Origin of the sequence: Levilactobacillus brevis (genome assembly GCA_021383565.1) — a bacterium.
GTDB lineage: Bacteria > Bacillota > Bacilli > Lactobacillales > Lactobacillaceae > Levilactobacillus > Levilactobacillus brevis_B.
The window spans coordinates 772,515-794,673 of the sequence record CP079699.1; the positions used below are offsets into that span (position 1 = coordinate 772,515).

19 protein-coding genes and 3 pseudogenes are annotated in these 22,159 nt (G+C 50.6%); 5 read left to right on the plus strand and 17 right to left on the minus strand.

The genetic code is table 11. The features are described 5' to 3' along the window. Window positions 1-84 precede the first annotated feature (84 nt). Window positions 85-1,347 (minus strand): annotated as a pseudogene (locus KB236_03680) (ISL3 family transposase). Between the two features lie 905 nt (window positions 1,348-2,252). Continuing rightward, complete coding sequence (locus KB236_03685) at window positions 2,253-2,768, minus strand: VanZ family protein (protein ID UIF29845.1); 516 nt, start codon at window positions 2,766-2,768, stop codon at window positions 2,253-2,255. 375 nt (window positions 2,769-3,143) lie between these two features. Between KB236_03685 and KB236_03690 the strand changes: the two genes are divergently transcribed. Beyond that, a complete protein-coding gene (locus KB236_03690; protein ID UIF29846.1) occupies window positions 3,144-4,058 on the plus strand; it encodes a prenyltransferase in 915 nt (304 codons plus the stop codon). A 199-nt stretch (window positions 4,059-4,257) separates the two neighbouring features. Here the strand turns inward: KB236_03690 and KB236_03695 are convergent, their stop codons facing one another. The 6 genes and pseudogenes from KB236_03695 to KB236_03720 form a co-directional block, all read right to left on the minus strand. Beyond that, the gene (locus KB236_03695; GenBank protein UIF29847.1) at window positions 4,258-5,721 is read right to left on the minus strand and encodes a WxL domain-containing protein; all 1,464 of its coding nucleotides are present in this window, start codon (window positions 5,719-5,721) and stop codon (window positions 4,258-4,260) included. 15 nt (window positions 5,722-5,736) lie between these two features. After that, a complete protein-coding gene (locus KB236_03700; protein UIF29848.1) occupies window positions 5,737-6,855 on the minus strand; it encodes a DUF916 and DUF3324 domain-containing protein in 1,119 nt (372 codons plus the stop codon). A gap of 41 nt (window positions 6,856-6,896) precedes the next feature. Beyond that, the gene (locus KB236_03705) at window positions 6,897-7,619 is read right to left on the minus strand and encodes a WxL domain-containing protein (GenBank protein ID UIF29849.1); all 723 of its coding nucleotides are present in this window, start codon (window positions 7,617-7,619) and stop codon (window positions 6,897-6,899) included. A gap of 360 nt (window positions 7,620-7,979) precedes the next feature. Then, the gene (locus tag KB236_03710) at window positions 7,980-8,123 is read right to left on the minus strand and encodes a hypothetical protein (GenBank protein ID UIF29850.1); all 144 of its coding nucleotides are present in this window, start codon (window positions 8,121-8,123) and stop codon (window positions 7,980-7,982) included. Window positions 8,124-8,155: 32 nt separating this feature from the next. Continuing rightward, on the minus strand, window positions 8,156-8,578 hold the full coding sequence (locus KB236_03715) for an SRPBCC family protein (GenBank protein ID UIF29851.1): 423 nt from the start codon (window positions 8,576-8,578) through the stop codon (window positions 8,156-8,158). Window positions 8,579-8,655: 77 nt separating this feature from the next. After that, window positions 8,656-9,433, minus strand: a pseudogene (locus KB236_03720) (XRE family transcriptional regulator). A 282-nt stretch (window positions 9,434-9,715) separates the two neighbouring features. Here KB236_03720 and KB236_03725 point away from each other — a divergent pair. The 4 genes from KB236_03725 (at window position 9,716) to KB236_03740 (ending at window position 11,803) form a co-directional block, all read left to right on the plus strand. Next, window positions 9,716-10,366: an endonuclease III gene (locus KB236_03725; GenBank protein UIF29852.1), complete on the plus strand. Its 651-nt coding sequence runs from the start codon at window positions 9,716-9,718 to the stop codon at window positions 10,364-10,366. 13 nt (window positions 10,367-10,379) lie between these two features. Continuing rightward, window positions 10,380-11,183 (plus strand): metallophosphoesterase, encoded by an 804-nt coding sequence (locus KB236_03730; GenBank protein UIF29853.1) that lies wholly within the window; start codon window positions 10,380-10,382, stop codon window positions 11,181-11,183. Between the two features lie 75 nt (window positions 11,184-11,258). After that, window positions 11,259-11,417 (plus strand): antitoxin MazE, encoded by a 159-nt coding sequence (locus KB236_03735; protein UIF29854.1) that lies wholly within the window; start codon window positions 11,259-11,261, stop codon window positions 11,415-11,417. A gap of 59 nt (window positions 11,418-11,476) precedes the next feature. Beyond that, complete coding sequence (locus KB236_03740) at window positions 11,477-11,803, plus strand: type II toxin-antitoxin system PemK/MazF family toxin (GenBank protein UIF29855.1); 327 nt, start codon at window positions 11,477-11,479, stop codon at window positions 11,801-11,803. A gap of 119 nt (window positions 11,804-11,922) precedes the next feature. Here the strand turns inward: KB236_03740 and xerS are convergent, their stop codons facing one another. The 9 genes and pseudogenes from xerS to parC all read right to left on the minus strand — a co-directional run bounded on the left by xerS (window position 11,923) and on the right by parC (window position 22,145). Continuing rightward, entirely contained in the window at window positions 11,923-12,987 is a 1,065-nt protein-coding gene (gene xerS / locus KB236_03745) for a tyrosine recombinase XerS (protein UIF29856.1), read from the minus strand. A gap of 960 nt (window positions 12,988-13,947) precedes the next feature. Continuing rightward, a pseudogene (locus tag KB236_03750) lies at window positions 13,948-15,026 on the minus strand (IS30 family transposase). 159 nt (window positions 15,027-15,185) lie between these two features. Then, on the minus strand, window positions 15,186-15,638 hold the full coding sequence (locus KB236_03755) for an NUDIX domain-containing protein (GenBank protein UIF29857.1): 453 nt from the start codon (window positions 15,636-15,638) through the stop codon (window positions 15,186-15,188). A gap of 47 nt (window positions 15,639-15,685) precedes the next feature. After that, window positions 15,686-16,201 (minus strand): peptide-methionine (S)-S-oxide reductase MsrA, encoded by a 516-nt coding sequence (gene msrA / locus KB236_03760; protein UIF29858.1) that lies wholly within the window; start codon window positions 16,199-16,201, stop codon window positions 15,686-15,688. A 17-nt stretch (window positions 16,202-16,218) separates the two neighbouring features. Further along, on the minus strand, window positions 16,219-16,665 hold the full coding sequence (gene msrB, locus KB236_03765) for a peptide-methionine (R)-S-oxide reductase MsrB (GenBank protein UIF29859.1): 447 nt from the start codon (window positions 16,663-16,665) through the stop codon (window positions 16,219-16,221). Window positions 16,666-16,897: 232 nt separating this feature from the next. Beyond that, window positions 16,898-17,476, minus strand: coding sequence for a matrixin family metalloprotease (locus KB236_03770; GenBank protein ID UIF29860.1), 579 nt, complete (start codon window positions 17,474-17,476; stop codon window positions 16,898-16,900). Window positions 17,477-17,624: 148 nt separating this feature from the next. Beyond that, entirely contained in the window at window positions 17,625-18,554 is a 930-nt protein-coding gene (locus tag KB236_03775) for a manganese-dependent inorganic pyrophosphatase (protein ID UIF29861.1), read from the minus strand. 34 nt (window positions 18,555-18,588) lie between these two features. Next, window positions 18,589-19,548, minus strand: coding sequence for a LysR family transcriptional regulator (locus KB236_03780; GenBank protein ID UIF29862.1), 960 nt, complete (start codon window positions 19,546-19,548; stop codon window positions 18,589-18,591). 149 nt (window positions 19,549-19,697) lie between these two features. Then, window positions 19,698-22,145 carry a DNA topoisomerase IV subunit A gene (gene parC, locus KB236_03785; protein UIF29863.1) on the minus strand — a complete coding sequence of 816 codons (2,448 nt, stop codon included), beginning with the start codon at window positions 22,143-22,145 and terminating at the stop codon, window positions 19,698-19,700. Between the last annotated feature and the right edge of the window lie 14 nt (window positions 22,146-22,159).

Consider the following 22,159-nt stretch of genomic DNA (forward strand, 5'->3'; position numbering starts at 1 on the left):
CTAACACCACGCAATGTTGTAAAGACAGACAAACAAAGGCTCTTTGTCAACGGCTGTTGATGAATAGCTTTATGAGAAATCAATTCACTTACGAATTGGTTTCTTTTTTTCGACTTTGATTGTAAATTCAATTCGAATCCTTGTGTAAAAATGCGACCAGTTCCGATAACCATATGCGGTCCGTTTTATTTGCTTGATCTTGCGATTAACGCCCTCTACTGGGCCATTCGAGTGTTTACTTGCCATCATATTTTTGATAAGTGTTAAATGCTTGCGGTAAGTTTTAATGGTTTCTTCAAGTTGAGGACTGACTGTTCCCGGATTGTTTAAAAACTTGATGAATCGGCCATAGTCTCGTTGACGTAAGGCATCTACAAGACCATGGGCAATAAAATAAGTGTGTTGGAAAACTGGATCAATTTCTAATCCCTTAGTAACGAATCGTTCCTGAGTGAACCAATCTTTTAAATGCGCAAACCATTGTGGTTTGCGTTTTTCTAAGTCATGGTATGACTTTAAAAACAATCGCCAGTTAGGCTTTAAAATGCGATATTCACTCGTATCCTTAGCGAAGCGATGCATTAATTGGACCCGAGTTTGATTAAGTGCATTTAGGCCCATCTAAACTAAATGAAAGTTATCGGCGACAATTTTAGCATTGGGAAACAGTTCATGAATGACGGATTGATATTGAGCATTAAAGTCCATAACGACTTCTTTAACGCGGTTACGTTCTTGTTTTGAGTAGTTTCCAGTGAAATGTTTCTTAATACTTTTATTGAGGCGATCTGGTAAGACAGAAACCAAGCGATGTGATTGACCATCAACTGCGATGAAACTCATTTGGACCCCAGTTGACCGAAATTCATCAAAACAAAGGACGGTTGGTAAGGTTGTTAAAGCAGTCTTAGTTTGGATTGCCAGTTTTTCAATAATTCGATTGACCGCCACAGGTGAAATATTCAATTCCTCTGCGATATCAGTGATACTGCGGTCTTTATTTAAGCGAAGAATAATCATCCTATTTGTATCTTCGGAAATTTGACAGTGCGGTTTAACCAGTGTCGTTTGAGCGCTAAAAGTATGCATACAGGTTTTACAACGGTAACGCTGTTTAGCCAGTCTTAGGATGACTGGACGTTCCTTAACGGGAGGAATATGAACGTTGATTAGATTAGTACCAAAACGGACTACTGGCGCTTGACCACAAAGTGGGCAAGTACCCAATGGATAGGTCAATTTAGCATAGATAAGCTGCTTTTCGGGATCTGAGTTATCAATATGAGTACACGTGATATTTGGGTCTTGGATTTGTAGGATATTTTCGATAGAATGTTCTTGGGACATAATTCTCACTTGCCTTTACTTTTACTTTGGTCGGTACTGGTGGTGCATTTGAGGATGTGTCCTTTTATTTTACAAAAAAATTGGCGTCGATGGAATGCCATCAACACCAAATATTGTAGAGCCATAAAAATCACGCTATCTCTCGGGAGGGCGTGATTTTTTGTGCGCTTATTTTGATAACTAAAGGTTGAAAGGTCGCGAACGCGCTCTAGACCCCAGCTGGTAAGGGTTGTCACCATTAAACTAGACATCAATACCACCTACGGCTACCAGAGATTCCGGCGCTGTGGGGACCGCCTGCGGCCTGAGAAGCGGTCCTCCGGCTCGGTTTGAAGCCTGACAAGAATCGCAGTCTCCAAACACGTCCCGCGCTGTAAGCTAACTCAGAACGTCAGCTAACACCGCTGTCACGGCTACCTCCATCTCTGGCTGTCTCCGGTTACGATGGTTGAAAACCACTAAACGCGCGGGACATCGCTGGTGTGACCGTGTTTGGCCAGTTTAATTGGGTACACCTCAGGAAGCCGTGAGTGAGCTAAATTTGGTCTCAGCCGTGGGATTTTCCAAGTGTCCTACTTGGAAAATGGCGTCTTTGAGACGCGGGCTGACGGCTCAAAGCGAGGAAAAAGACCGTTCTTTGGCTTTTCCCGTCCTGCCCACCGCGATCCAGACCAAATTTGGCGAACGGTAAGGCGGCCAGCACGCGACTAGCATATTATAATGGGTGGTATCCTTGTCACACTAAGGATTTTAGCTGTTTTTTAACTTGCAACCTTTAGTTGATAATTCAGGTGGGAAATGCTTTCGTGATTAATCCGATTTTTCGGTAGTTTTTAGCCAAATCCTGCAACAAAATCGCCGTAAATTACATTAGTAATAAGTAGGGCGGTTGGTTACAGCGAAGCTCAAGCCACGGCGCGCTGCTGGCGTTGTTGCCGATGGTGACCGCGAAGACGATAAAAGACGGCTACGGCGGCACCACCGATGAGGATTCCCAGTGCGTTAGCCAGCACATCGTTGATATCACTGCTACGGTTAATCAGCCAATGTTGCGAAAGGATGTACTGCATGGTTTCAATACTACTGCCGGCGAAGAGGCCGAACAGGCCAACCCCCAACAGGGGAAGTTTGGGCGCTAGCCATTTTAAAAGTAGACCCAATGGCAGAGTTAGTAGAATATTTTCTGCGAAGCCGAGATTAAAGAGGTCGAGTTGCGTGAGGTTCACGCGGCCAAAACCGGCAGGCATGACGTAGATGCTGATACCAGAAATTGAAATCGGTGTAAAGAGAATTGCGCCTAATCCGGTTAGATAGGCTAGAGTGAGCAGGGCGAACCACCGGTGTTTACGCATGGTGGTGACAATCAACAGGCCACTTAAGCAGGCCATAAGGAAGATAATTAATAGGGGTTCCCAGCGCATCGAATCACCTCCGTGAGATGCGAAGTACTTAAACGGTCGTTCAACATGCTTCTAGACTAACGCATAATTGGGCAACTAGGGAGATTCTGGCCTGGGTTTTAAGGTTTCTTTGGGGCTTTAGCAAATTCATAAGGTCTTCGCCCAAGAAAGGTCACATTTTCAACGCGTTGCCGAGATTAAAGGGCGACAAGCTATCACTGACGTGTTTGACCAGTCTACCAGGAGGGAAAGCATAGCGATTTCGCGACAAAGCCTGTCGTTGAGCATTTTAGAAACATCGTATCGCCGTATAAATAAATTTGTAAGACGGCCGCTTTGGTGAACGTGATTGAATCTGCTAAAGTTAAAGACAGAGATTAAACGAGGGGGAATTCGATGCAACGATGGTTAACGTGGCCGGTATTCTATGAACTAACGGAGATTTACACGGCGCCCTTAAATATCATGTGGTTCGTGTTGGGCGTTGCAATCGCCCAGTTTCATTTGGGCGTGGTGAATTGGGGCAATGTTGGATTGTGTCTCGTCACGGTCTTTATCTTCGATCTGGCCGTCAATGTCTCAGACAACTATTATGATTACCGTCATGCGCATGATCGGATAGATTACGCGCAGAAGACCAATCCAGTGGGACGTCTACAGTTGCCGGTGGCCGGTGTTGGCTACCTCGCCATTAGTCTGTACACCGTAGCGCTTTTGCCGGGAATCTGGTTGGTCTGGCGAACCGGCTGGTTGGTTCTTCTACTGGGCGCATTGGGGTACGCCATTGGCATCTTCTACACGGCGGGTCCTCGGCCGATTAATGCCACGCCATTCTGTGAAACGGTGGTGGCACTGTCGATTGCCTTTCTGATTCAGTTGACCTGCGTGGTGGTCTCAACGTACGGTCAACGCCCATTGACTTGGCAGACGGTGGGGATTACCTTCTTGTTGTGTTTGCCGCTCACGCTGATCTTCTTTACGCTCCAGTTGGCTAATAACACGGCGGACCGGGAAGAAGATATTCGCAACCGACGCTATACGTTGGCTTATTACTTGGGCCAGGCCGGCGCCGTTAAATTAATTCAAGCCTTACTGATTATTGGCAGTCTATGGCCCCTGGTCAATGTGGTCTTACGGATTGCGCCCTGGAGCACCGGTTACGTGGCCCTCCTGTTGCCAGCAATGTGGTGGGGTATGCGGCCCTTCTTTAAGGTGCAGGACAAGCAGAAAACTTTTATGACCACGGTCAAGAGTGCGTCGCTCTTCTTCATCGCATACCCGGTGCTTTTTGTAGCGGGTGCTTGGTTTTAGACCGGTGAAGTGGCCAGACAGCGTCGGAATCTCTGGCAGCCGCTGGTGTGATTTTGATAACTCATTTAATGGCGATAAGTCTTACCAGCTGGGGCTGGAGCGTGTTTGCAAGCTCTCAACTTTTCGTTTAAAAATAGTCAAAAAAAACGATCGTGCAAGCTGAGGTCAACTTACGCGATCGTTTTAAATCCTATGTTGATTAACTAGGTGCTACTGACAGTGTCCAAGTGACGGTGCTCTGGTAGTCGCCAGCCGTTATCTCGGGGTCGGCAGCAAACGTCAATTGGCTATCGGTAACGTCGAAGTCCTGACCATCGTAGTCGCTGGACGTGTAGATCTTGGTTGCGGTGTTGGTAGCTGGAATGTTCTGATCCAGCCGTGATGTTGGGTCAGAGAGGTCAAGAATCACGGCGCTAAGCTGGCCATTGTCGCCATCACTGAGCGTGAAGGGCGCTAAGCTAGCGGTCAAGGTCCAGTCGCCACCGGTTTCTCGACTATCCATAACAGACAATTCACCGTTGTTATTGCCGTCGTAGTTACTGCCGCTGGTGACTTCATCCAAGTTCTCCAGCGTGGTATCGCTACGAATGACCGAGGCGACATCGGTGCTACCGAAGTTGAAGTTAGGAACCGCCGTCAGGGCTAACAGACCACTCTTGTTGACGGTCAGGAGTGCCGCGTTGGTATTGACCGATTTGGTACTCCCGTTAACCGTGTAGTTCAACGTGGCGTAGTACGACGTGCCGTTGTCACCACCGACAGTGGTTTTGCTGACGGTGTAACTGGTCGAAGTCGAATTCAGCGCGGTGGTTGTGCCATCGTCGACCTTGTACCAGTTCGCAACGGTCATCCCCTCGGGCAGATTCTTCAGGGTGAACGTGGCGTCACTACCTTCGTTGACGGTAACGTTTTGCAAGGCGCCGACGACAATCTTAGTGGAATCGCTGTGACCATTACTCGTCCCGGTGATGGTGACGGTGCCATGATCATCAGCCGTTCCGTCGAGATTACTGGAGGCGCTGGTTGCGGTGACATCCCCGTAGGCGTCCACCGAGGCTAACCCGGGATTACTGCTGGTCCACGTGATGGGGTCAGTCGCGGTATCTGGGGTTAACGTTGCATGAACGGTAGTTTCCTCACCATTATACAGGGCGTTACTGTCGGCAGAGACCTGAATATCCGTAGTCGGAACCCGGTCAGGCGTCACGGTAACCGTGGCGATTCGCGACCATTCGTTGTAGAAGAGGCCAATCCCGGTGAAGTCATATTCACATTGAAACATGAGCGGCGTGGCCTTGGTTACTTCCGGGGCGGTAAAGGTATACGTTGTGCTATTGGTGCCGACCGTCTGGTAGGTACTGCCACCATCGGTAGACTCCCACCAGACGTACTTCCGACTACCGAGGGGGTTGGTAGCCGCTTCCAGAATGTTCCGCGTCCCTTTGGCAGACAGCGTCACACTGTGGCCGGCAACGACATTTGAATCAATAGGTTGTTGCGTAAAACCACCCGCAAGGTTAATGCCTAAGATCGACGTCGGAGGCGATGTTGGTGTTTGCGGGGCCGTACTGGCCGCTTGTGCCGTCGGGCTGACAGCTAGCCAGCCTACTAGCACGGCGACCCCAACGAGTAATCCCCGTAAGATTCGTTCCCAATTTCGCATAATGAATTCCCCCTGTTACGACTTCGAATGAGATTGTGCCTCGTCTGTCGGCTTAGTCAGCGTTACGGTATCGTTCAACTCCGATTCCGGCGTGTCCTCGTCGCGTGAACGGCGCTTGCCTAACCAGTAAGCCAAGCCGATCAACAACAAGACCAGCAGGAGTGCTAAGAGTAACCAGATCCACCAGTTATTCGGCGTCTTATCCGAGTGAATTAACGCATTGTGAGTTTCGGAAGCCTTGGACGTCAATGTAAATGGACGACTAAAGTTCCAGACTCGTTTGTCACTGGTGATGTGTAACTTCAACGTATATTGACCAGCGGCAATTCGGGACTTTCCCAGGCCAACGGGGAGATTGAACCAACTATTTGGCGCCATTGACCCGTTCTTCCACGACTGTGTTAAGACTTGCTTACCTGTGTGGGTACGCAGGATACGTGCCTGAATCTGCATGTTGCCGAAGAGGGCTGGTGTGAGATTACGCAACTTAGCCAAGACTTTGGGTTGGCCATTTTGCGTTTTAACCGCAACATCGGCTAGCTTGAGATTGATCGGCAGTATCTGGTTGGGTTGACACCACAAGGACACCGCGGTGACCTCCGCGTAACGATTCTGCAGGGTAAAGTTACTGTTAGAGGATGACGGACTGGCGTTAGGGTCAGTGACGAAGAGTCCACCGAGCACTTGCCCCGTGAAGCCACCCGCGGGAATCCGCGTCGTAAACGTGACCGTTTTACCTTGATGAGCCGCCAGATGCAACGTTACAGGGCCCGACGTCATGTCAGTAAACGTGGTCTGAGCGGACGGATCCGTGCGATTCGAAGGAACATAAACGGCGTGTCCGGTATCCGCAGTTGTCGCGTTCACCGGAATGACTTTGAGCGTCCGTGCCGACTTGGTTGGGTTTTCGACGGCCAGTTTGAGAACCTGTGTACCACCGGGTTGGACCTTTAGATCAAAGTAATCGGCTTTAGCCGATACCTGATTCTTGGGGAGCAACGGAATGGACGCAAAGTTCGTGCTTCCAGGCTGATCGGACTGAGCGGCCTTCGCCGTAATCGGCGAACCACCTCCCAGTAAACTGACGAGAGCCAGAAACGCAACGAGCCACCACTTAAACCTGTTCAAATTCATTGTCAGCACCACCTTTAGTCAATCATCTAGTCATCAAAAAGTTATGAAGCAGGCGTTGCGGTCGGCGCATCTTGTAATGCCCAGTAGAGCGTCGCATCATAAGTCCCGGCAGAAATCGTGTTTTGTTTACCAATAGTCAGATTAGTCTGAGCATTGGTAGTGGCACTGTTACTGCCTTCACCGGACTTAGCAGCGGCTGTCCACAACGTAGAAGGACTCGTGATCCAGCCATTCGTGACCGTCCCTTGAGTGAGGGCGACGCTGGTTGGTGCGGCAGTAGCCGTGTTATCCATGGCCTCTGGCGTAAAGTCCAGAGCTAACGTTGCGCTATCAACGGTTGACGTTCCAGAAGTGAAGGGACCCATCCCAACGGTTAATGACCAGCCGGCATGATCACCACGATAGTCCGTAACGTTCAAAGCACCGGTGTTATTCCCATCATAGCCGGTCCCACCAGTAGTGGAGCCAGTCGCGATTGGCAACTTAGCACCGTCCGTGGCAACGTCCTTAACAGTCGTGCTCCCCAGGAAAACGTTAGGTACCGCATTCAACGTTAACATCCCTGGTGTCACTGAGAATTCGGCGTTAGACATCGCCTCGGCGTTACTGGTACCATCAGCGACATATCCCGTAGAAACCGTCGTTAAGTTACTGGTCGCGGTCCCAGGACCAGCCGCCTTAACCACTAGTGGGGATAAGCCCAATACTAAAGCAACAACAGCAAGACTACTGCCGGCACGATTAATAAACTTCTTGATCCGCATAATAATTCCTCCAATCTAATTGTGCCACGCTAAGATTGGCTAACTGGATGTCGTAAGCTCCACGCGGTTAGCCTTGAACAACATTTTTAGTTGCTTGCTTAAGTGACCATTTCCCTCTCTGCAACTCTATAGTAGCAGGGTCCACTAAGTAGTCATGACCAATTAGCTTGTTTTGCGATGTCTGTATACTAACCGCTAATAGTGAGATGTTGATTTTGACATTGATGGCTAATCGTCACCACTAGCGATGTGGGGCATTTGTTGTGCGGGGAAGCTAATCACACTGCGTCCTATACGACAAAAGCGGCCCTGACTTGCCGTCACGGTCGCTTCATCTGGAATGAAATTTAGGTTAGTCGCTCACCGATTATGCCGATAAATCCAGTAGAGACCACCCAGTAGAAGGCCGACTAATAGGGCCCGAATTCCCCAGCCAATCAGCCAGAGAATCGTGACTAGGGTGAGAATGTGATCCCAGTTAGTTGCGAGCGTGACGACTAGCAATGGTCGGACTTCCTTTCTATGATCGTCTCATCTTAATCCGCGGGTGTGAATGCCGCCGCAATGGTGACTAAACGCTGGAGGTTCCGGGCGAAGGCCTGTTTGGCAATGGGCGCCAATAGGCCGAGGGGCACGTGGCGTTTAATTGCTTCTTCCACTTGGAGAATCTCCGTCAGCGTGGTCTGATCTGCTCCCTGATGTAGCGTAAAGCGGAGGTGGTAGGCGAGTTGGCCTTCGCTACTCTGGTAGATCACCTGGTCGGCCGTCGTCGTGAGGGTGACCCGTTCGTGGACGTTGAGGGCCGGCGGACGGCGGGTGATGAGGAAGTCGGCATTGTCCGGCGTTACCCGGGTAATTGCGGGATTCCACAAAGGTAGTTTCTCCGGTTGGGTCAGGACGGTGCGTAACCGATCGGCAGAGATAGAAGCAGTGATGGTGTTTTGAAAAAGTGTGTTCATGAAAAAAGGCCTCCTTAATTTGGATGGCCTTACTGTACCTGATTATCGCGGACGGTGATAATCAGGATTCTGATAATTTAAAATTTTTCCGGAACGGCCTCGTGAAAAAGAGTAGAGAGAAAGTGCTGCTTCTGCCGGGCCTCAGCCGCTTCATTCTCCCGACCGGCCTGTTCCGCAATCTCGGCGATCAGCCGGTAACAGTTTGCCAGCATGTAAGGGGAATTATGGTCAGTAATGAACCGAATGCCGGTCAGTAACCGGTCGGTGGCGCGTGCGGGATCTTGCGACCAGTAGGCGGTCAGCGCCGCTAAGTAAAAGAGGATGTTTTGATTTTCTTCGTAGGGCACCTGATCAAGTTGGGTCAGGGCCTGTTCCGTGAGTTGTTGGGCGCTACGGGTTAAGTGTCGCTTGGCCTTAACCGTGGCCAGCGAAGCGAGTGCCAGCCGCGTGAGGGTCGTGAGTTGCCGGGACGGGGCCATATCGGCAGCAAACTGCAGGTTTTGTTGGGCAACGCTGATGTCGGTCTCACTATGCAGCTGCGCCACCCCGAGGTAATAGTAGTAGGCCTGGGTTTGCGCATCCGTGGTGACGGCGGCTAGCGTTGTGGGGGCCAGAAGAAAATCGCGCAGCTCTTGGTAGCGGTGCTGGTTACAGAGGGTTTGCAGGTGGGCGTTTAACGCGTCATCCCCACTGATGGCAAAGTCATTGGCGAGGCTAATCTCGGCTAGGGAGATGTCTAACCGGCGACACAGGGCCACGAGTAACTTGGCATTGGGCGCAGATGCCGGTCGCTACTGTAGCTCGGGACAGGCCTTGACGTTTGCGAACCTGCTTGAGTGTGGTGCCAAGTGACATGACATTGTCCTCCTAAACGAATTAGGTTGGCTTAAATGTACCGATTCGTGACGGAGATTACCAGTGATTTGCCCCCGAACCATCAAATTCCGACGATGGTTACCCGACAGATACGACCGCCTGCCATTTTCGGTCGCGTTAGGTCTTCGCTTGATGGTGGGGGCCAGATTGCGGCGGTAATCAGGGCCCTTTTCGATGACGACGTGAAAGAATCTTGGATTTGGCTCCCACCTGGACCGCAAAGTCGGGTAGTATAGAGGTAAAAGAAAGTGGGGGTGTACCATGTTAAAAGATGATCAGATTGTTTGGGCGATTCATCAGATGGAAGCGGAGATGGGGCCGGTGGGGCCGTCGTTGGATTCGCGGACACCATTTCAATACTTAATCTCGGTGATTCTGAGCGCGCAGGCGACGGATGTTTCCGTCAATAAGGTGACGCCGGTGCTGTTTGCGAAGTATCCCAACCCGCAAGACTTAATGGATGCGGATGTGACCGACGTGGAGGGAATCATCAAGAGTGTCGGCCTCTTTCACAATAAGGCCCGTAATATCATTAAGACGGCCCGGATCGTCCACGAGGAGCTCAACGACGTCGTGCCGACCGACCGTAAAGGCATCATGGCCTTGCCGGGTGCCGGGCGGAAGACAGCTAACGTGGTGTTGAGCGACGTCTTTGCCCAGCCGACGTTTGCGGTGGATACCCACGTTTCCGCCATTTCCAAGCGGTTGCACTTCGTCGATCAGACCGCATCCCCACTGCAGGTGGAAAAAAAGATTGTCAGTGTGTTAAAGCCGGCAGAACTCCATCAAGCGCACCACACGATGATTGAATTTGGTCGAAAATACTCGATGAAGCTGACGCCGGAGAAGGAAGTTTGCCAACTAATCAAGGATTGTGACCGGCTGAATGAAGAGAACGAAGGATTAGCGTAAAGGAAGCGTGCGCATGACGTATACATTTATTGGGGATATTCACTCGGCAGCGGATGATTTGGACGTACTCCTCCACGCCAGCGACCTGCAGAACAGTCGCCTCATCTTTCTCGGCGATTATGCGGATGGTCTGGCATTTCGAACAGGAACGGATCAGCCGAGTCCCATCGCGCCGCTGGCCGCGTTAGAGCTGATTATGGAGCGCGTTAACCACCACGGGGACGTTGCGCTTCTCGGCAATCACGATGATTTTTGGGTTCAGACGGCCCGCGGTGATGATCTGAGTTATCAGATTTGGCGGTTAAATGGTGGGGCGAAAACTTGGCGTAAGTTGGGGATTCGCTCCAGTAATCCAGCTGTCGTGGCGACGGCACTCAATGCGGAGCCGTTACGGCGCTACACGGAATTTTTAGCGCATCTGCCACTGACTTGGGAGCGGCCACACCTGTTGGCGGTGCATGCCGGCTTGAATTGGGATTATCCGCTCGCTCAGCAGGTGCGTGACGATCTGATGTGGATTCGTGATGACTATTACTTTGACCACCATCACAAGTGGCATCGCAACCTGACGAATAAGGTGATTGTGACCGGCCACACGCCAGTTCAGGCGCTAACGACGACGGGCTACGGCTTCGTGAAGATGCAGGCGGATGTGCAAGACACGCCGCGCTACCTGATTGATGCGGGTAGCCGATCGGGCGCGGCTAACGGTGGCATCTTTGCCCTGACGTTGACCGAGACCGGCGAAGTGGTTGCCATGAATTGGGTGATTGAAGGACAGCTCTATGACGGTACCGCGCCGCATTTGCTGGGATAAACGAAAACGACAAGCACATGGTCAACTTAGTTATACGGGCTTTAGGTTGAAGATAATGATTAGGAGTGGTGGAATATGGAAACGACTATTCGAAAGATTGGTAATTCAGTGGGCGCAATTATTCCTAGTGAACTTAACGCTGAGGCTGGAGACAAGTACAAGATTGTCAAGATAGATGATACCTTTGTACTGACACCATTGCGGAATCACTTATTCGCTAAGGAAGCTGACTGAGTTGGCTTTCGGGATAGTATTTCTAAAGAAGATCGAGAGTGGGACGCGGGTCAGAACTAATGTATATTCCAGCGCAGGGGGATTGGGTCTATATTAATTTTGATCCATCGATCGGGCCTGAAATTCGAAAACGGCGGCCGGGTTTAGTTGTCAGTAAAAATGCATTTAATAAGTTAACTGGCTTCTGTTTGATTTGTCCAATTACCAGTACTCATCGGGCATTTGGCACCTACGTTACCATCGCAAATCCCCGTGAAATTTTGGAAGAAGTAGTGACACATCAGCTTAGATCAGTGGATTTCGAACGTAGAAATTTAGACTTCATCGAACGCTGTGACCCGGTGACGTGGGCTAAAGTCATTGCGACAATGGATCAGTTTATTTAGGTCACTCGTGAAGCCTGGATTTTAGACAATAAATAGTCAATGGGGATCGCAAGGCAAAGTAATTGTATAAATGAAAAGCTCTCAAGGATGGAATGCCTTGGGAGCTTTTACACTAATTATTACATTTTTTCCAAGCCCTGCCGCTGTTCCTCATCAATGATGTGCGTGTACAGTCCCGTGGCGCTGGTCGAGTTCTGGCCGAGCTGGGTGGCCACGAGTTGCTCGTTCTTGGTGGCCAGGTAGAGTTTGGACGCCAGGGTATGTCGGAGCTTATGGGGCGTTATCCGGACCTTAAAGGCCGCCGAGTACTTGGCCACCATCTTTTCCATGGAATTGGCCTGTAGCCGTGAAGCCTGACCACGATAACTGCTGAGAAATAGGGCGCGGTCGCTACTGAGCGCGTGGTAAGTAGCTTCGCGATGGTCGACGTAGTCCTGAATGTATGGCAGCGTCCACGGGGCAATTGGGACGGTGTCACGCTGACCACCCTTACGAATCACGCCAATTGTCCCGGTCTTGAGATTCAGATGCCGCAGGTCGGCGTTGGCCGCTTCAGAGACCCGCAAACCACTACCGAGTAGCAAGGCGTTGATCGCCAGGTCCCGGCGTTTATCGCGATGGAAGTAACGTTTCTTAGCCGGCGACAGGAGTGCCTCGTACTTCTGATCAATGAAGTCCAGATACTCGTGATCGGTGTTGCCCAGCATCAACTTGGTCTTGAGATTGGCTGCGCGCGTGGCGTAGGTCTCGCTGGTGCGGACCAGAGCGATCTTATGCATGACGTTGCGGTCGAAGTAGGCTTCACCGTTGTCGTCTTCGGTATCTTCAGTTAGGTATTTGAAGAGCGAGGAGAGGGCGTTGAGCGACCGATTGATTGTGGGGTGCGTGCGACTACCAGGAGCGCCCGTTAATTTGGTCTGGTTCAGTAGGGCCGACTTATACAACTCCACGGTTTCTTTCTTTAACGTTGCTAGGACCTGAATGTCAATATCGGCAGGGCGCGTAGCGGGGGTCAAGCCTTCGCTGATTAGCCAATTGAAGAAGCGGCGAAACTCCGTCAGGTATTGGTATAGGGTGGCCGGTGACAAGGGAATCGTGGCCTTGGCCTGATAGTATTCTTGGACGTACCAGGGCGCAATGGCCAATTCTTCGTCGATTAATTTTAAGTAGTGCTGCTTTTCCATAGAAGTGGCCTCCAAACGTATGTTCTCATCAACTATGATACCGGGGAAACGAAAAATTAGCAAGTCCCCCGCCTAAATTTTAGATACTATTATCTTTAAAATATTTGTTTTAATGAAAATAGTTGCTTAAATGATTTGCCTAGAGGTCTAGCTACTTAAATACTGACAGGCCATTTGACCGTTATTAGGTAGTGGAAACACTGGTCTAGCGGCGTTTAACGTTATCTTCTTTAGATTCATCGTATCGATTGGCTACTGGTAGCAAACGCCGGTACAGCAATGTTTATAGCGTATCTAAACCTGAACTTGAAATCCGCGTTGCAAGGCCCAATCTGCGCCATTTTTTAGTTACGAGCCTCATCTGAATTACTTAGGATGGTCCAATCGCGTGAGCAACTTCTAAGCAGCACCGCTAGCTACTGTGCACACGAGCCCACGCCAAATAAAGTAATGATCGGTCCCATCAAGCAGTCGATTTGCTAGCAGCTAAAATAGCAACGGTTACCGGTTAGCCACTGAGTAACCAGTCCTAAACGGTCATTTTAGACGTTGATTCTAAGCACACGTTCAGCGATTAGATGGAGACCTGACCACGAGATTAACGTAGAATGCGCCTCAAAATTAAGCTAAATTCATCTAATCTTGTGTATGGCGACGGTAACTGGCGAAGCGGTGAGCTCACTAGTTGCTGCGCCGAGAACGCCTGACAAAAAATCTCGCTGCAACTCTTAGATGGTCATCGTCGTTTTACTTTCAACGAATCAGGCAGTCGACGAAGTTAGCGTCTGCTGACCAAACGTCGCGAATAAATGTTGCAACAAGTCAAAGCGGAATGGGGGCACCACCAAATACGGGAAGAAAGTTATTTCATTCTCTACTTTACATAATATATATTATCGAAAGTAGAGTTTAAACCAAAAAAATTAGGTCTAAACGCCAATCACAACTTTTCCCCAATTGTCAAATCAAGTGCAACACAGGACAGTAAGGCGTAAGCATAACCGGATGCATGTTCTTGAAGACCTGTGTTTTGAAGACCTGGGCGGCGCTAGCATAGCCCAGGGATTTACGTAAGCGATGGTTAAGTGCGTTTTGAATGGCTTGGATCGTTGGTAGATCAAAGTTCTTGAGAGAGATGCCCTTCGGAATGTACTCACGGATGAGACCGTTGAGATTCTCATTAGACCCTCGTTCAGAGGGCGTATAAGGATGAGCGAAGTAAACTTTGGTTCCTTGGACCTGATCTAGCTCGGCAAATTCACTGCCATTGTCAAATGTGATTGACTGGAAGTTCTTAGGACCATAGGCCGTAATGACCCCTTGAAGTGCCTGGCGGCAAGTGTCAGCGTGGTAGTCAGGAATCTTAACGATGATTTCAAAACGACTGACACGCTCGGTTAATGTCATCAGTGCGGGCTCGCTAGCAACCCGCTTGCCCTTAACTAGGTCTCCTTCCCAGTCACCCACCAAGATGCGTTGGTCGACGATAGCTTGTCGCTCATCGATTGAGCTACCCAATATCTTCTTATTCTTTCGGGAGCGAGTTCGACGAGTGCTCTTTACTCGGCGACGAAGCTTGACTGGTAAATCAGCGTTACAGAGGTCGAGATAACCTAAATCAATGTACCGATAAACCGTGGGGTCGATGGACACGGCTTGTCCGGATAAAGTTGATGGAATCGGTGGACGAAGCTATCGACACTATCGACTCTAATCTTGGTTTTGAGTGCTTGGACTAACAGCTTGAAGAAGAGCCAGCAACGCTTTAGTAAACCCTTAGAATGGCATTTAAGGCGGTCTTTTTCATAGACAGCCTGTCCTGCTTCAGCAAAATATTGATAGTATGGCAGATAGTCGGAGTTAAGCTGGCGAACCGTGCCACGCTTGATTTCGCGTGAGATAGTACTGGGATTTCGATGAAGATTACGAGCAATTTGGCGAACAGATTGGTGGTCCTTCAAGAACGCTTCAATTTGGCCACGCTCTTCGGCAGAGAGTTGTTGGTAAGTAATGGTAGTGGTATGATTTGACTGGGTCATGGAGATACCTCTTTCTTTTTGGTTTGGTCGCTTAAAAGTATAGGTCTCCATGGCCTATTTGTTTACCCTTAATGTCTTAAGGGGTGTTGCACTTCAATTTTAAATCGGGCAATCACAACTTTTCAGTCACTGGTACGCTAGACCTAATTTCTGTAAAATTTAGTCGCTAACTGTTATTCGTTGCAACTGTGTTAAAATTTGCCGCGTGATTGGCGTCAGCTGTTCTGGCAACGCATTTAACGAAAAATATTTAGCCACACTGGTTTCCGTTTGATCGGCGCGTAAGTTGCCAGTCGCCGTGAGCTGATATACGACGGTCACGGAATCAATCTGGTCGCCGTTGGGATATGTGTACTGCATACCCGTACCGCTGACCACCGTCAGCAATTTTGGTTGCTGGCCGATCAATCCCGTTTCCTCATGGAGCTCACGACTGGCGGTCGTCGCAAGATCTTCCGCAAGTTCCTTGGAACCGGCCGGCAAGCCCCAGAGCTGGTTATCCGTGCGCTTAACCAATAAGAGTTGCTGCGCCGTAATCACCACGGCTGCCGCACCAACCACAATCAACGGTTGTGATCCAATCTTTTGCCGTAACTCTAAAACGTAGCCCATACTGCGTCACCATCCTTTATGGTTAATTGTAACGCACGATAAGACAGTTAGGCTTGCCAATTTCTTTGAATGAAGTCCTGCCGACCGCCCATTTCCTCAACCTGGTAGCGAAATGGATTCTTACGGTAAAAGTCTTGATGTTCCTCTTCGGCGGGATAGAATGGCTGGGCGTCCGCAATCGTAGTGACGATCGGCGCGTCAAACTGGCCACTAGCCGCGAGTTTAGTCTTCGATGCCGTTGCAATCTGCCGCTGTTCCGGACTATTCACGTAAATGACCGGCCGGTAGCTGTCACCACGATCCTGAAATTGGCCGCTGGCATCGGTTGGATCGGTTTGCCGCCAGTAGATCTCAACGAGCTGAGCATAGCTAATGATGGCCGGGTCAAAGGTAATCTTCACGGCCTCGGTGTGGCCCGTCGTATGACTAGCGACTTCGGCGTACGTGGGATTGACGGTGTGCCCACCGGTGTAACCGGAAACCACCGATTCGATGCCCGGTTGCGTGTCGAACGGCTGAACCATGCACCAGAAACACCCGCCGGCAAAAATTGCTGTCTCCATTTTACGAAGTCCCCCTTTTATTTCTGTTCAGGAAAGAGCTGTCCAAAGTCATGGTAGCCCTGTGCTTCTAACTCGTTGGCCGGAATAAACTTCAGTGCGGCCGAGTTAATGCAGTAGCGTAAGCCCCCCGCTTCTTTCGGGCCATCGTTAAAGACGTGACCCAGATGGGAATGGGCGTCCGAACTCCGGACTTCTTGACGCACCATACCAAACGAATGGTCCGTGTTCTCCTTAACATTAGCGGCATCGATTGGCTTGGTGAAGGACGGCCACCCACAACCCGCGTCGTATTTATCTGTTGAACTGAAGAGTGGTTGACCACTCACCACGTCCACGTAAATACCGGGTTCATAGAAGGCATCGTACTTACCGGTAAAGGCCGGTTCCGTCGCGGCCTTCTGGGTAACTGCGTATTCTTCGGCGGTGAGTCGCGCCTTTAAATCTGCTGAATCTTCTTGTTTCATTCGAATTCCTCCAATCGATTGCACACAATCTTTAACACTCTCTAGTTTAAGACTCTTACGCCAAAAGGCAACTAATTTGCCTAACTGACTCAGTACATGAAGGTCTCAGCCTTTGACCGGACCAGTCACGTACCGCCTCAACTTGACGGTTACCAACTGTTTTGGTCACTCATTCAAAAAGCGCCGACCCACACTGGATCGACGCTTGTCTTCTATTGAGCTGATTAGCTGGCTAGCTGGCTTGCCCAGCTGGTGTTTGGTAACGCGCCTTGACCCCGTTAATGTCGACCTGTTGAATGCCGACCGAACGGTTCTCGTAGTACATCACGCTATGCTTGGATGGGTTGTGAGCGAGACCCATAGCATGTCCTAATTCATGTTCTGCCACGTGTAAATCGTATGAGCGAGAGTAGCCGTAGCTGTGGAGCAAGGATGGGTTGAGTTCGGAACTAATCTTGACGAAATAATCCCGGCGTGCCCAATACTCCGTTAACCCGACGTCTTTACCCAATTGCTTCGCCTGACTAGCCGAAGCCGTCGACAGCTTAATCTGCGCCGACTTGGCGGGGGCTAACTTAAAGTCAAAGGCCCCGGTCTTGTTCCAGGCTTTGACCGCTGATCGCCAAATCCGTTGATAGTAAGCGGACTTGGTCGTGATCGCGTAAGTGGCGTGATCCTGTGCAAATCTTTCAGGTCCAAACGGTGTAGTGGCGGCTGCCAATGCCACGGCACCACCAACTTGGCTGACAAAAAGACCGATCGCAATCAGCGCAATTACGATTCTTCGATACCAAGCATTTCTTCTTGTCATGCAAATTCCCTCTCTCTTATCAGAGGAAAATGCCTGACGGCTACCATCGACCCGTATTATATCCGGAGCGCAAAAAAGTTGCGATAAAAACGCCCCGCGAAGTTAAGGTTTCTTCGCGGAGCGTCAAAATTATTGTAAATTAACCGAATTAAGCGTTAAAAGCGTCAGTCAATGGTGGCACAACTTGCTTCTTCCGGGAAACGACACCAGGCAGGCTTGCGCGGTTAGCGGCCAGCTTCGTGTTAAAGGCCTTTTCGACCACGTCCTTAGGTTCGCCGGCAACGATCATTTCAGAGTCGCTGTTTAAGACGTTGGTTGCCAAGGTAATGAACAGATCGTAACCGTCAGCGGCGATTTCGGCGTTCATTTCCTTTTCCAACCCGGCTTGCCGAGAGATCACGTCATCTAGGTCAACCGTGTTGATTTGGCCAATCCGGACACTGTGACCACTCATGTCGAAGGACTTAGCGTCGCCGTCGATCAATTCCTTGTCGCTCTTAGCGGCCAAGTTCGTGCCGGCCTTCAGCATGGCAATGCCGTAGCTTTGAACGTCAATATCGGCGATTTCGGCCAAGGCCCGTACGGCTTCGCGGTCCTTATCGGTCGTGGTTGGGGACTTCAGCAACAACGTATCGGAAATGATAGCGGATAACATCAAGCCCGCTAACTTAGCTGGGATTTCAATCTTAGCTTCGTCAAACATTTCCGTCAGGACGGTGCTGACACAGCCCACTGGTTCGGCCCGGTAGTACAGCGGTGAATCCGTGTGGAAGTTCGCAATCCGGTGATGGTCCACCACGAAAGTGACCTGCACCTTGTCGAGGTCACTAACACTTTGTTGGGCTTCGTTGTGGTCCACCAACATGACTTGGTCAACTTCGTTTGAAGCCGTCTTGATGACCCGAGGAGCGGGTTCGTCAAAGTGGTTCAACACGTAGTTGGTTTCCATGTTGGGTTCACCCAAGGCAACGGCTTCAACGTCGTAGCCCTTTTGGGTTTGGAGGTAGGCAAAGGCCTTAGCTGCCACGATGGCATCCGTATCAGGATTTTGGTGACCGAAAATTAACGCTTTACTCATGAGTAAAAAACTCCTTTAATCAATAATTTTAAGTTTATTTGTTACGCAATTGTTTGAGGCGCGAGATGTAATCGTCGGTGTGGAGATAGTGATCAAACTGCGCAAGGAAGTGACTGATTCGCGGAATCTCCGCCTTGCCCTTGCGGAAAACAAAGGCTAAATCAAAGCGAATATTGGGCTCGAAGTGGGCCGTCCACGTTTGGGGCAAGTCGTCTTGACCCACCATAAACGAGTTCGGTAACGCCGTCGATGCTCCCGTTTGCATGGAGAAATGCAGGAGCTGTGTCGGTGTCGTGAAGTTAGCGACGCCCTTAGGAAAATCAGCCAATTGGTTTTTGTAGGCCTCGTGAATGGTCTGGTTCAGATAGTACCCGTCCGGATACATCGCCCACACGTTTTCCGTGGTGTCCTTGAACTTGATCCGGTGTTTCTTGGCCAGTTTTTCATCGTGGTGAATGAACAACAGGTCGTCCGAGATAATCTTCTTGGACTCGTACGGTTTCCAATTCTTAATAGAATCATCCGGGAGATACATGATGGCCAAGTCAATCTTGTTGTTTTCCAACCGTTCCCAAATTTCTTTCCGCGTGAGCATGTGGAAGGAAATCTTGAGTTCTGGGTTGTTTTGGTAGGACAAGATGGCGAAGTCCTCAAAGACCGCGTCCTCCATCGAGGCCAACAGCCCAATGTTAATTTCACCCTGGGTGGCACTCGTGGACTGCTGAATCTCATCGGTTGCCTGATTCAAAATCGCATAAATTTTATGCGTGGCGTCCAACATGGTGTAGCCCGCGTCCGATAAGCGCAGTTTCTTCCCCACTGAGTAGAAGAGCGGTGCCCCCACCGTTCGTTCTAGCTTCTTGATCTGTTGGGTCAAAGCTGGTTGAGTGATTCCCAAAATTTGAGCAGCTTGCGTGTAATTCATGGTTTCTGCAAGCTGCAGGAAATATGTCAGGGTTTTTGAAGAAAAAATACTTTCTTGTTTCGTCTTCATCCGCAATTTACTCCTTATGACTGGCGTGACGAACCGTCTAGCCGACATGACGTCAGCCTAATAGTAACTATTAATCTCTATAATAGGCTGTTTTGAATGAAAGCGCAACGATTACCGCTCGCAAATCCGCTCGCCGATCACCGACTAATCTAGTCGAGAACCAGTTCGGTTGGTTTGACGCGCAGGGAGACCGGTGTGCCTTCCACGTCCGTATCGACGACAAACGAGCCGTTGGAGTAACGTCCACTCAGCGGGTGTTCCGTTGGCAAGACGTCGTGCGTCCGTTCGCGGCTGGTCATGATTTCCAGCGGCGGATTGCCGGCCGGAATAGTCATGAAGTCAACGACGCGGTGCGGATCACGTTTTAATTCACGCAGGACCAGCACGCCCCGTCGAGCCCGACTGGTAACGGAAAGTTCCTTCATCGCCAAGCGCTTGAAGCCCCCACGCTGGGTAATCATGGCAATGGTATCGGTGTCGGTGACCAGTGCGAGGTTGACCACCTCGTCATCGTCGCGCAGATCCATCGACCGCACCCCAGTCGTCCGGGCACCGTTGACGGAGACCTCATCGACCGGATAGCGTAGCGCGTACCCGTTCTTAGAAATCAGCAGGATGCCTTGGTCAACGGGTTCGGTCAGGTAGGCCACGTGAACGACGCGGGCATCGTCATGCTTGAGCTTTTCGTAGACGGCTGCCCGGCTCTTGTACGTCCGACCAGGTGTCAGATCGCTAAAGGCGGTCTGCTTGACGTAGCCATCACTGGTGGCGATCAGGAAGCGACCCGGTTCCTTCAACGACTTAAAGGCAAAGGTCGCGACGATTTCTTCATCGCTGGCTAAGCCAATCGTTTGGGAAATGTGTTCCCCGGTTTCCTTCCACTTCACATCACTGATCTCATGGACTGGCCGGTAAATCAGATTCCCCTTGCTGGTAAACATCATCAGGTGGTCAAGGGTGCTGAGTTTCTCCATGAAGATGGGATAATCCTCGTCTTTCAAACCGTTGTCTTCGGGATCGGAGGCCGTGTACGACCGGACGCCAGAACGCTTCAGATATCCGTCATGACTGACCAGTACCACGACTTCTTCGTCGGCAACCGTGACCGTCGTCTTGATCTTCAAGTCCTCGATTTGGTCCTGAATCTCGGTTCGCCGCGGGTTCCGGTAAGTCTTGGCAACTTCCTTGAGTTCTTTGCGGAGAACCGCATTTAACGTCTTGGGTTCGGCCAAAATCTTGTGGTCCTGTTCGATGGCCGCCGACAGCTTGTCGGATTCGGCCTGCAACTGAGTCACATCGGTATTGGTCAACCGGTAGAGCTGCAGGGCCACGATGGCGTCTGCTTGCTTTTCCGAGAAGTCATAATCTTTGACCAGGTTGTCGCGGGCATCGCGGCGATCTTTACTGGCGCGAATGGTGGCAATCACTTGGTCCAAGATGGACAGTGCCTTGATTAACCCAACGACGATGTGTTGTCGGTCCAAGGCCTTCTGTAGCTCGTACTTGGTCCGTTTGGTAATGACGTCTCGTTGATGTTCAAGGTAGGCCGTCAAAATGGTCTTCAAGCCCACGTGTTCGGGACGCATGTGATTGATGGCGACCATGTTGAAGTTATAAGTAATCTGTAGTTCGGTATTCTTAAACAGGTAGTTCAAGACTCCCTGAGCATCGGCATCGCGTTTCAATTCGATGGCGATCCGCAGGCCGTCTCTATCCGTTTCGTCTCGGACTTCGGCGAGGCCTTCAACCTTCTTGTTCAGACGAATTTCGTCAATCTTCTTGACCAGTTGGGCCTTGTTGACTTCATAGGGAATCTCGGTCACGATAATCTGGCTCTTGCTGCCCCGGAGCGGCTCGATGGCCGTCTTCGAACGGACGACTACCCGACCACGGCCCGTCTCGTAGGCCTTAACGATGCCGTCTTTTCCTTGAATGATGCCGCCCGTTGGAAAGTCAGGCCCCTGAACAAAGGACATCAGTTCTTCCAAGGTAGCCTTGGGATGGCTGAGCAGGTAGACCAGCGCGTCCACGACCTCGCCCAAGTTGTGTGGCGGAATCTCCGTGGCGTAACCGGCGGAGATCCCGGTGGACCCGTTGACTAAGAGGTTGGGAAAACGCGCTGGTAAAACGGTGGGTTCGTACTCGGTGTCATCGAAGTTCAGAACCATTTCAACCGTGTCCTTGTCGATGTCTCGTAGCATTTCCCCCGCAAGCTTACTGAGTCGGGCTTCCGTGTACCGCATGGCGGCCGCCGGATCACCGTCCATTGACCCGTTGTTCCCGTGCATCTCGACTAAGGGTTCGCGAACCTTCCAGTCCTGACTCATCCGGGTTAAGGCCTCGTAAATGGAGCTGTCACCGTGGGGGTGAAAGTTCCCCATGACGTTACCGACGGACTTCGCCGACTTGCGGAAGCCCTTGTCGTAGGTGTTGCCGTCCTTGTTCATGGCAAATAAAATCCGGCGCTGAACGGGTTTGAGCCCGTCGCGAATATCGGGCAGGGCCCGCTCCTGGATGATGGACTTGGAATACCGGCCGAACCGGTCGCCCATGACTTCTTCCAGAGTTAATTCTTGAATATTTTGTCCTTCACTCACGAAATATGTGCTCC

Coding starts and splice junctions, on each gene's coding strand:
- KB236_03775 (UIF29861.1), bottom strand. CDS start 18,554: ATGAGTAAAGCGTTAATTTTCGGTCACCAAAATCCTGATACGGATGCC.
- KB236_03755 (UIF29857.1), bottom strand. CDS start 15,638: ATGGGCTACGTTTTAGAGTTACGGCAAAAGATTGGATCACAACCGTTG.
- KB236_03715 (UIF29851.1), bottom strand. CDS start 8,578: ATGAACACACTTTTTCAAAACACCATCACTGCTTCTATCTCTGCCGAT.
- KB236_03685 (UIF29845.1), bottom strand. CDS start 2,768: ATGCGCTGGGAACCCCTATTAATTATCTTCCTTATGGCCTGCTTAAGT.
- KB236_03740 (UIF29855.1), top strand. CDS start 11,477: ATGTATATTCCAGCGCAGGGGGATTGGGTCTATATTAATTTTGATCCA.
- KB236_03700 (UIF29848.1), bottom strand. CDS start 6,855: ATGAATTTGAACAGGTTTAAGTGGTGGCTCGTTGCGTTTCTGGCTCTC.
- KB236_03695 (UIF29847.1), bottom strand. CDS start 5,721: ATGCGAAATTGGGAACGAATCTTACGGGGATTACTCGTTGGGGTCGCC.
- KB236_03705 (UIF29849.1), bottom strand. CDS start 7,619: ATGCGGATCAAGAAGTTTATTAATCGTGCCGGCAGTAGTCTTGCTGTT.
- xerS (UIF29856.1), bottom strand. CDS start 12,987: ATGGAAAAGCAGCACTACTTAAAATTAATCGACGAAGAATTGGCCATT.
- KB236_03690 (UIF29846.1), top strand. CDS start 3,144: ATGCAACGATGGTTAACGTGGCCGGTATTCTATGAACTAACGGAGATT.
- KB236_03725 (UIF29852.1), top strand. CDS start 9,716: ATGTTAAAAGATGATCAGATTGTTTGGGCGATTCATCAGATGGAAGCG.
- KB236_03770 (UIF29860.1), bottom strand. CDS start 17,476: ATGACAAGAAGAAATGCTTGGTATCGAAGAATCGTAATTGCGCTGATT.
- KB236_03735 (UIF29854.1), top strand. CDS start 11,259: ATGGAAACGACTATTCGAAAGATTGGTAATTCAGTGGGCGCAATTATT.
- KB236_03730 (UIF29853.1), top strand. CDS start 10,380: ATGACGTATACATTTATTGGGGATATTCACTCGGCAGCGGATGATTTG.
- msrA (UIF29858.1), bottom strand. CDS start 16,201: ATGGAGACAGCAATTTTTGCCGGCGGGTGTTTCTGGTGCATGGTTCAG.
- KB236_03780 (UIF29862.1), bottom strand. CDS start 19,548: ATGAAGACGAAACAAGAAAGTATTTTTTCTTCAAAAACCCTGACATAT.
- msrB (UIF29859.1), bottom strand. CDS start 16,665: ATGAAACAAGAAGATTCAGCAGATTTAAAGGCGCGACTCACCGCCGAA.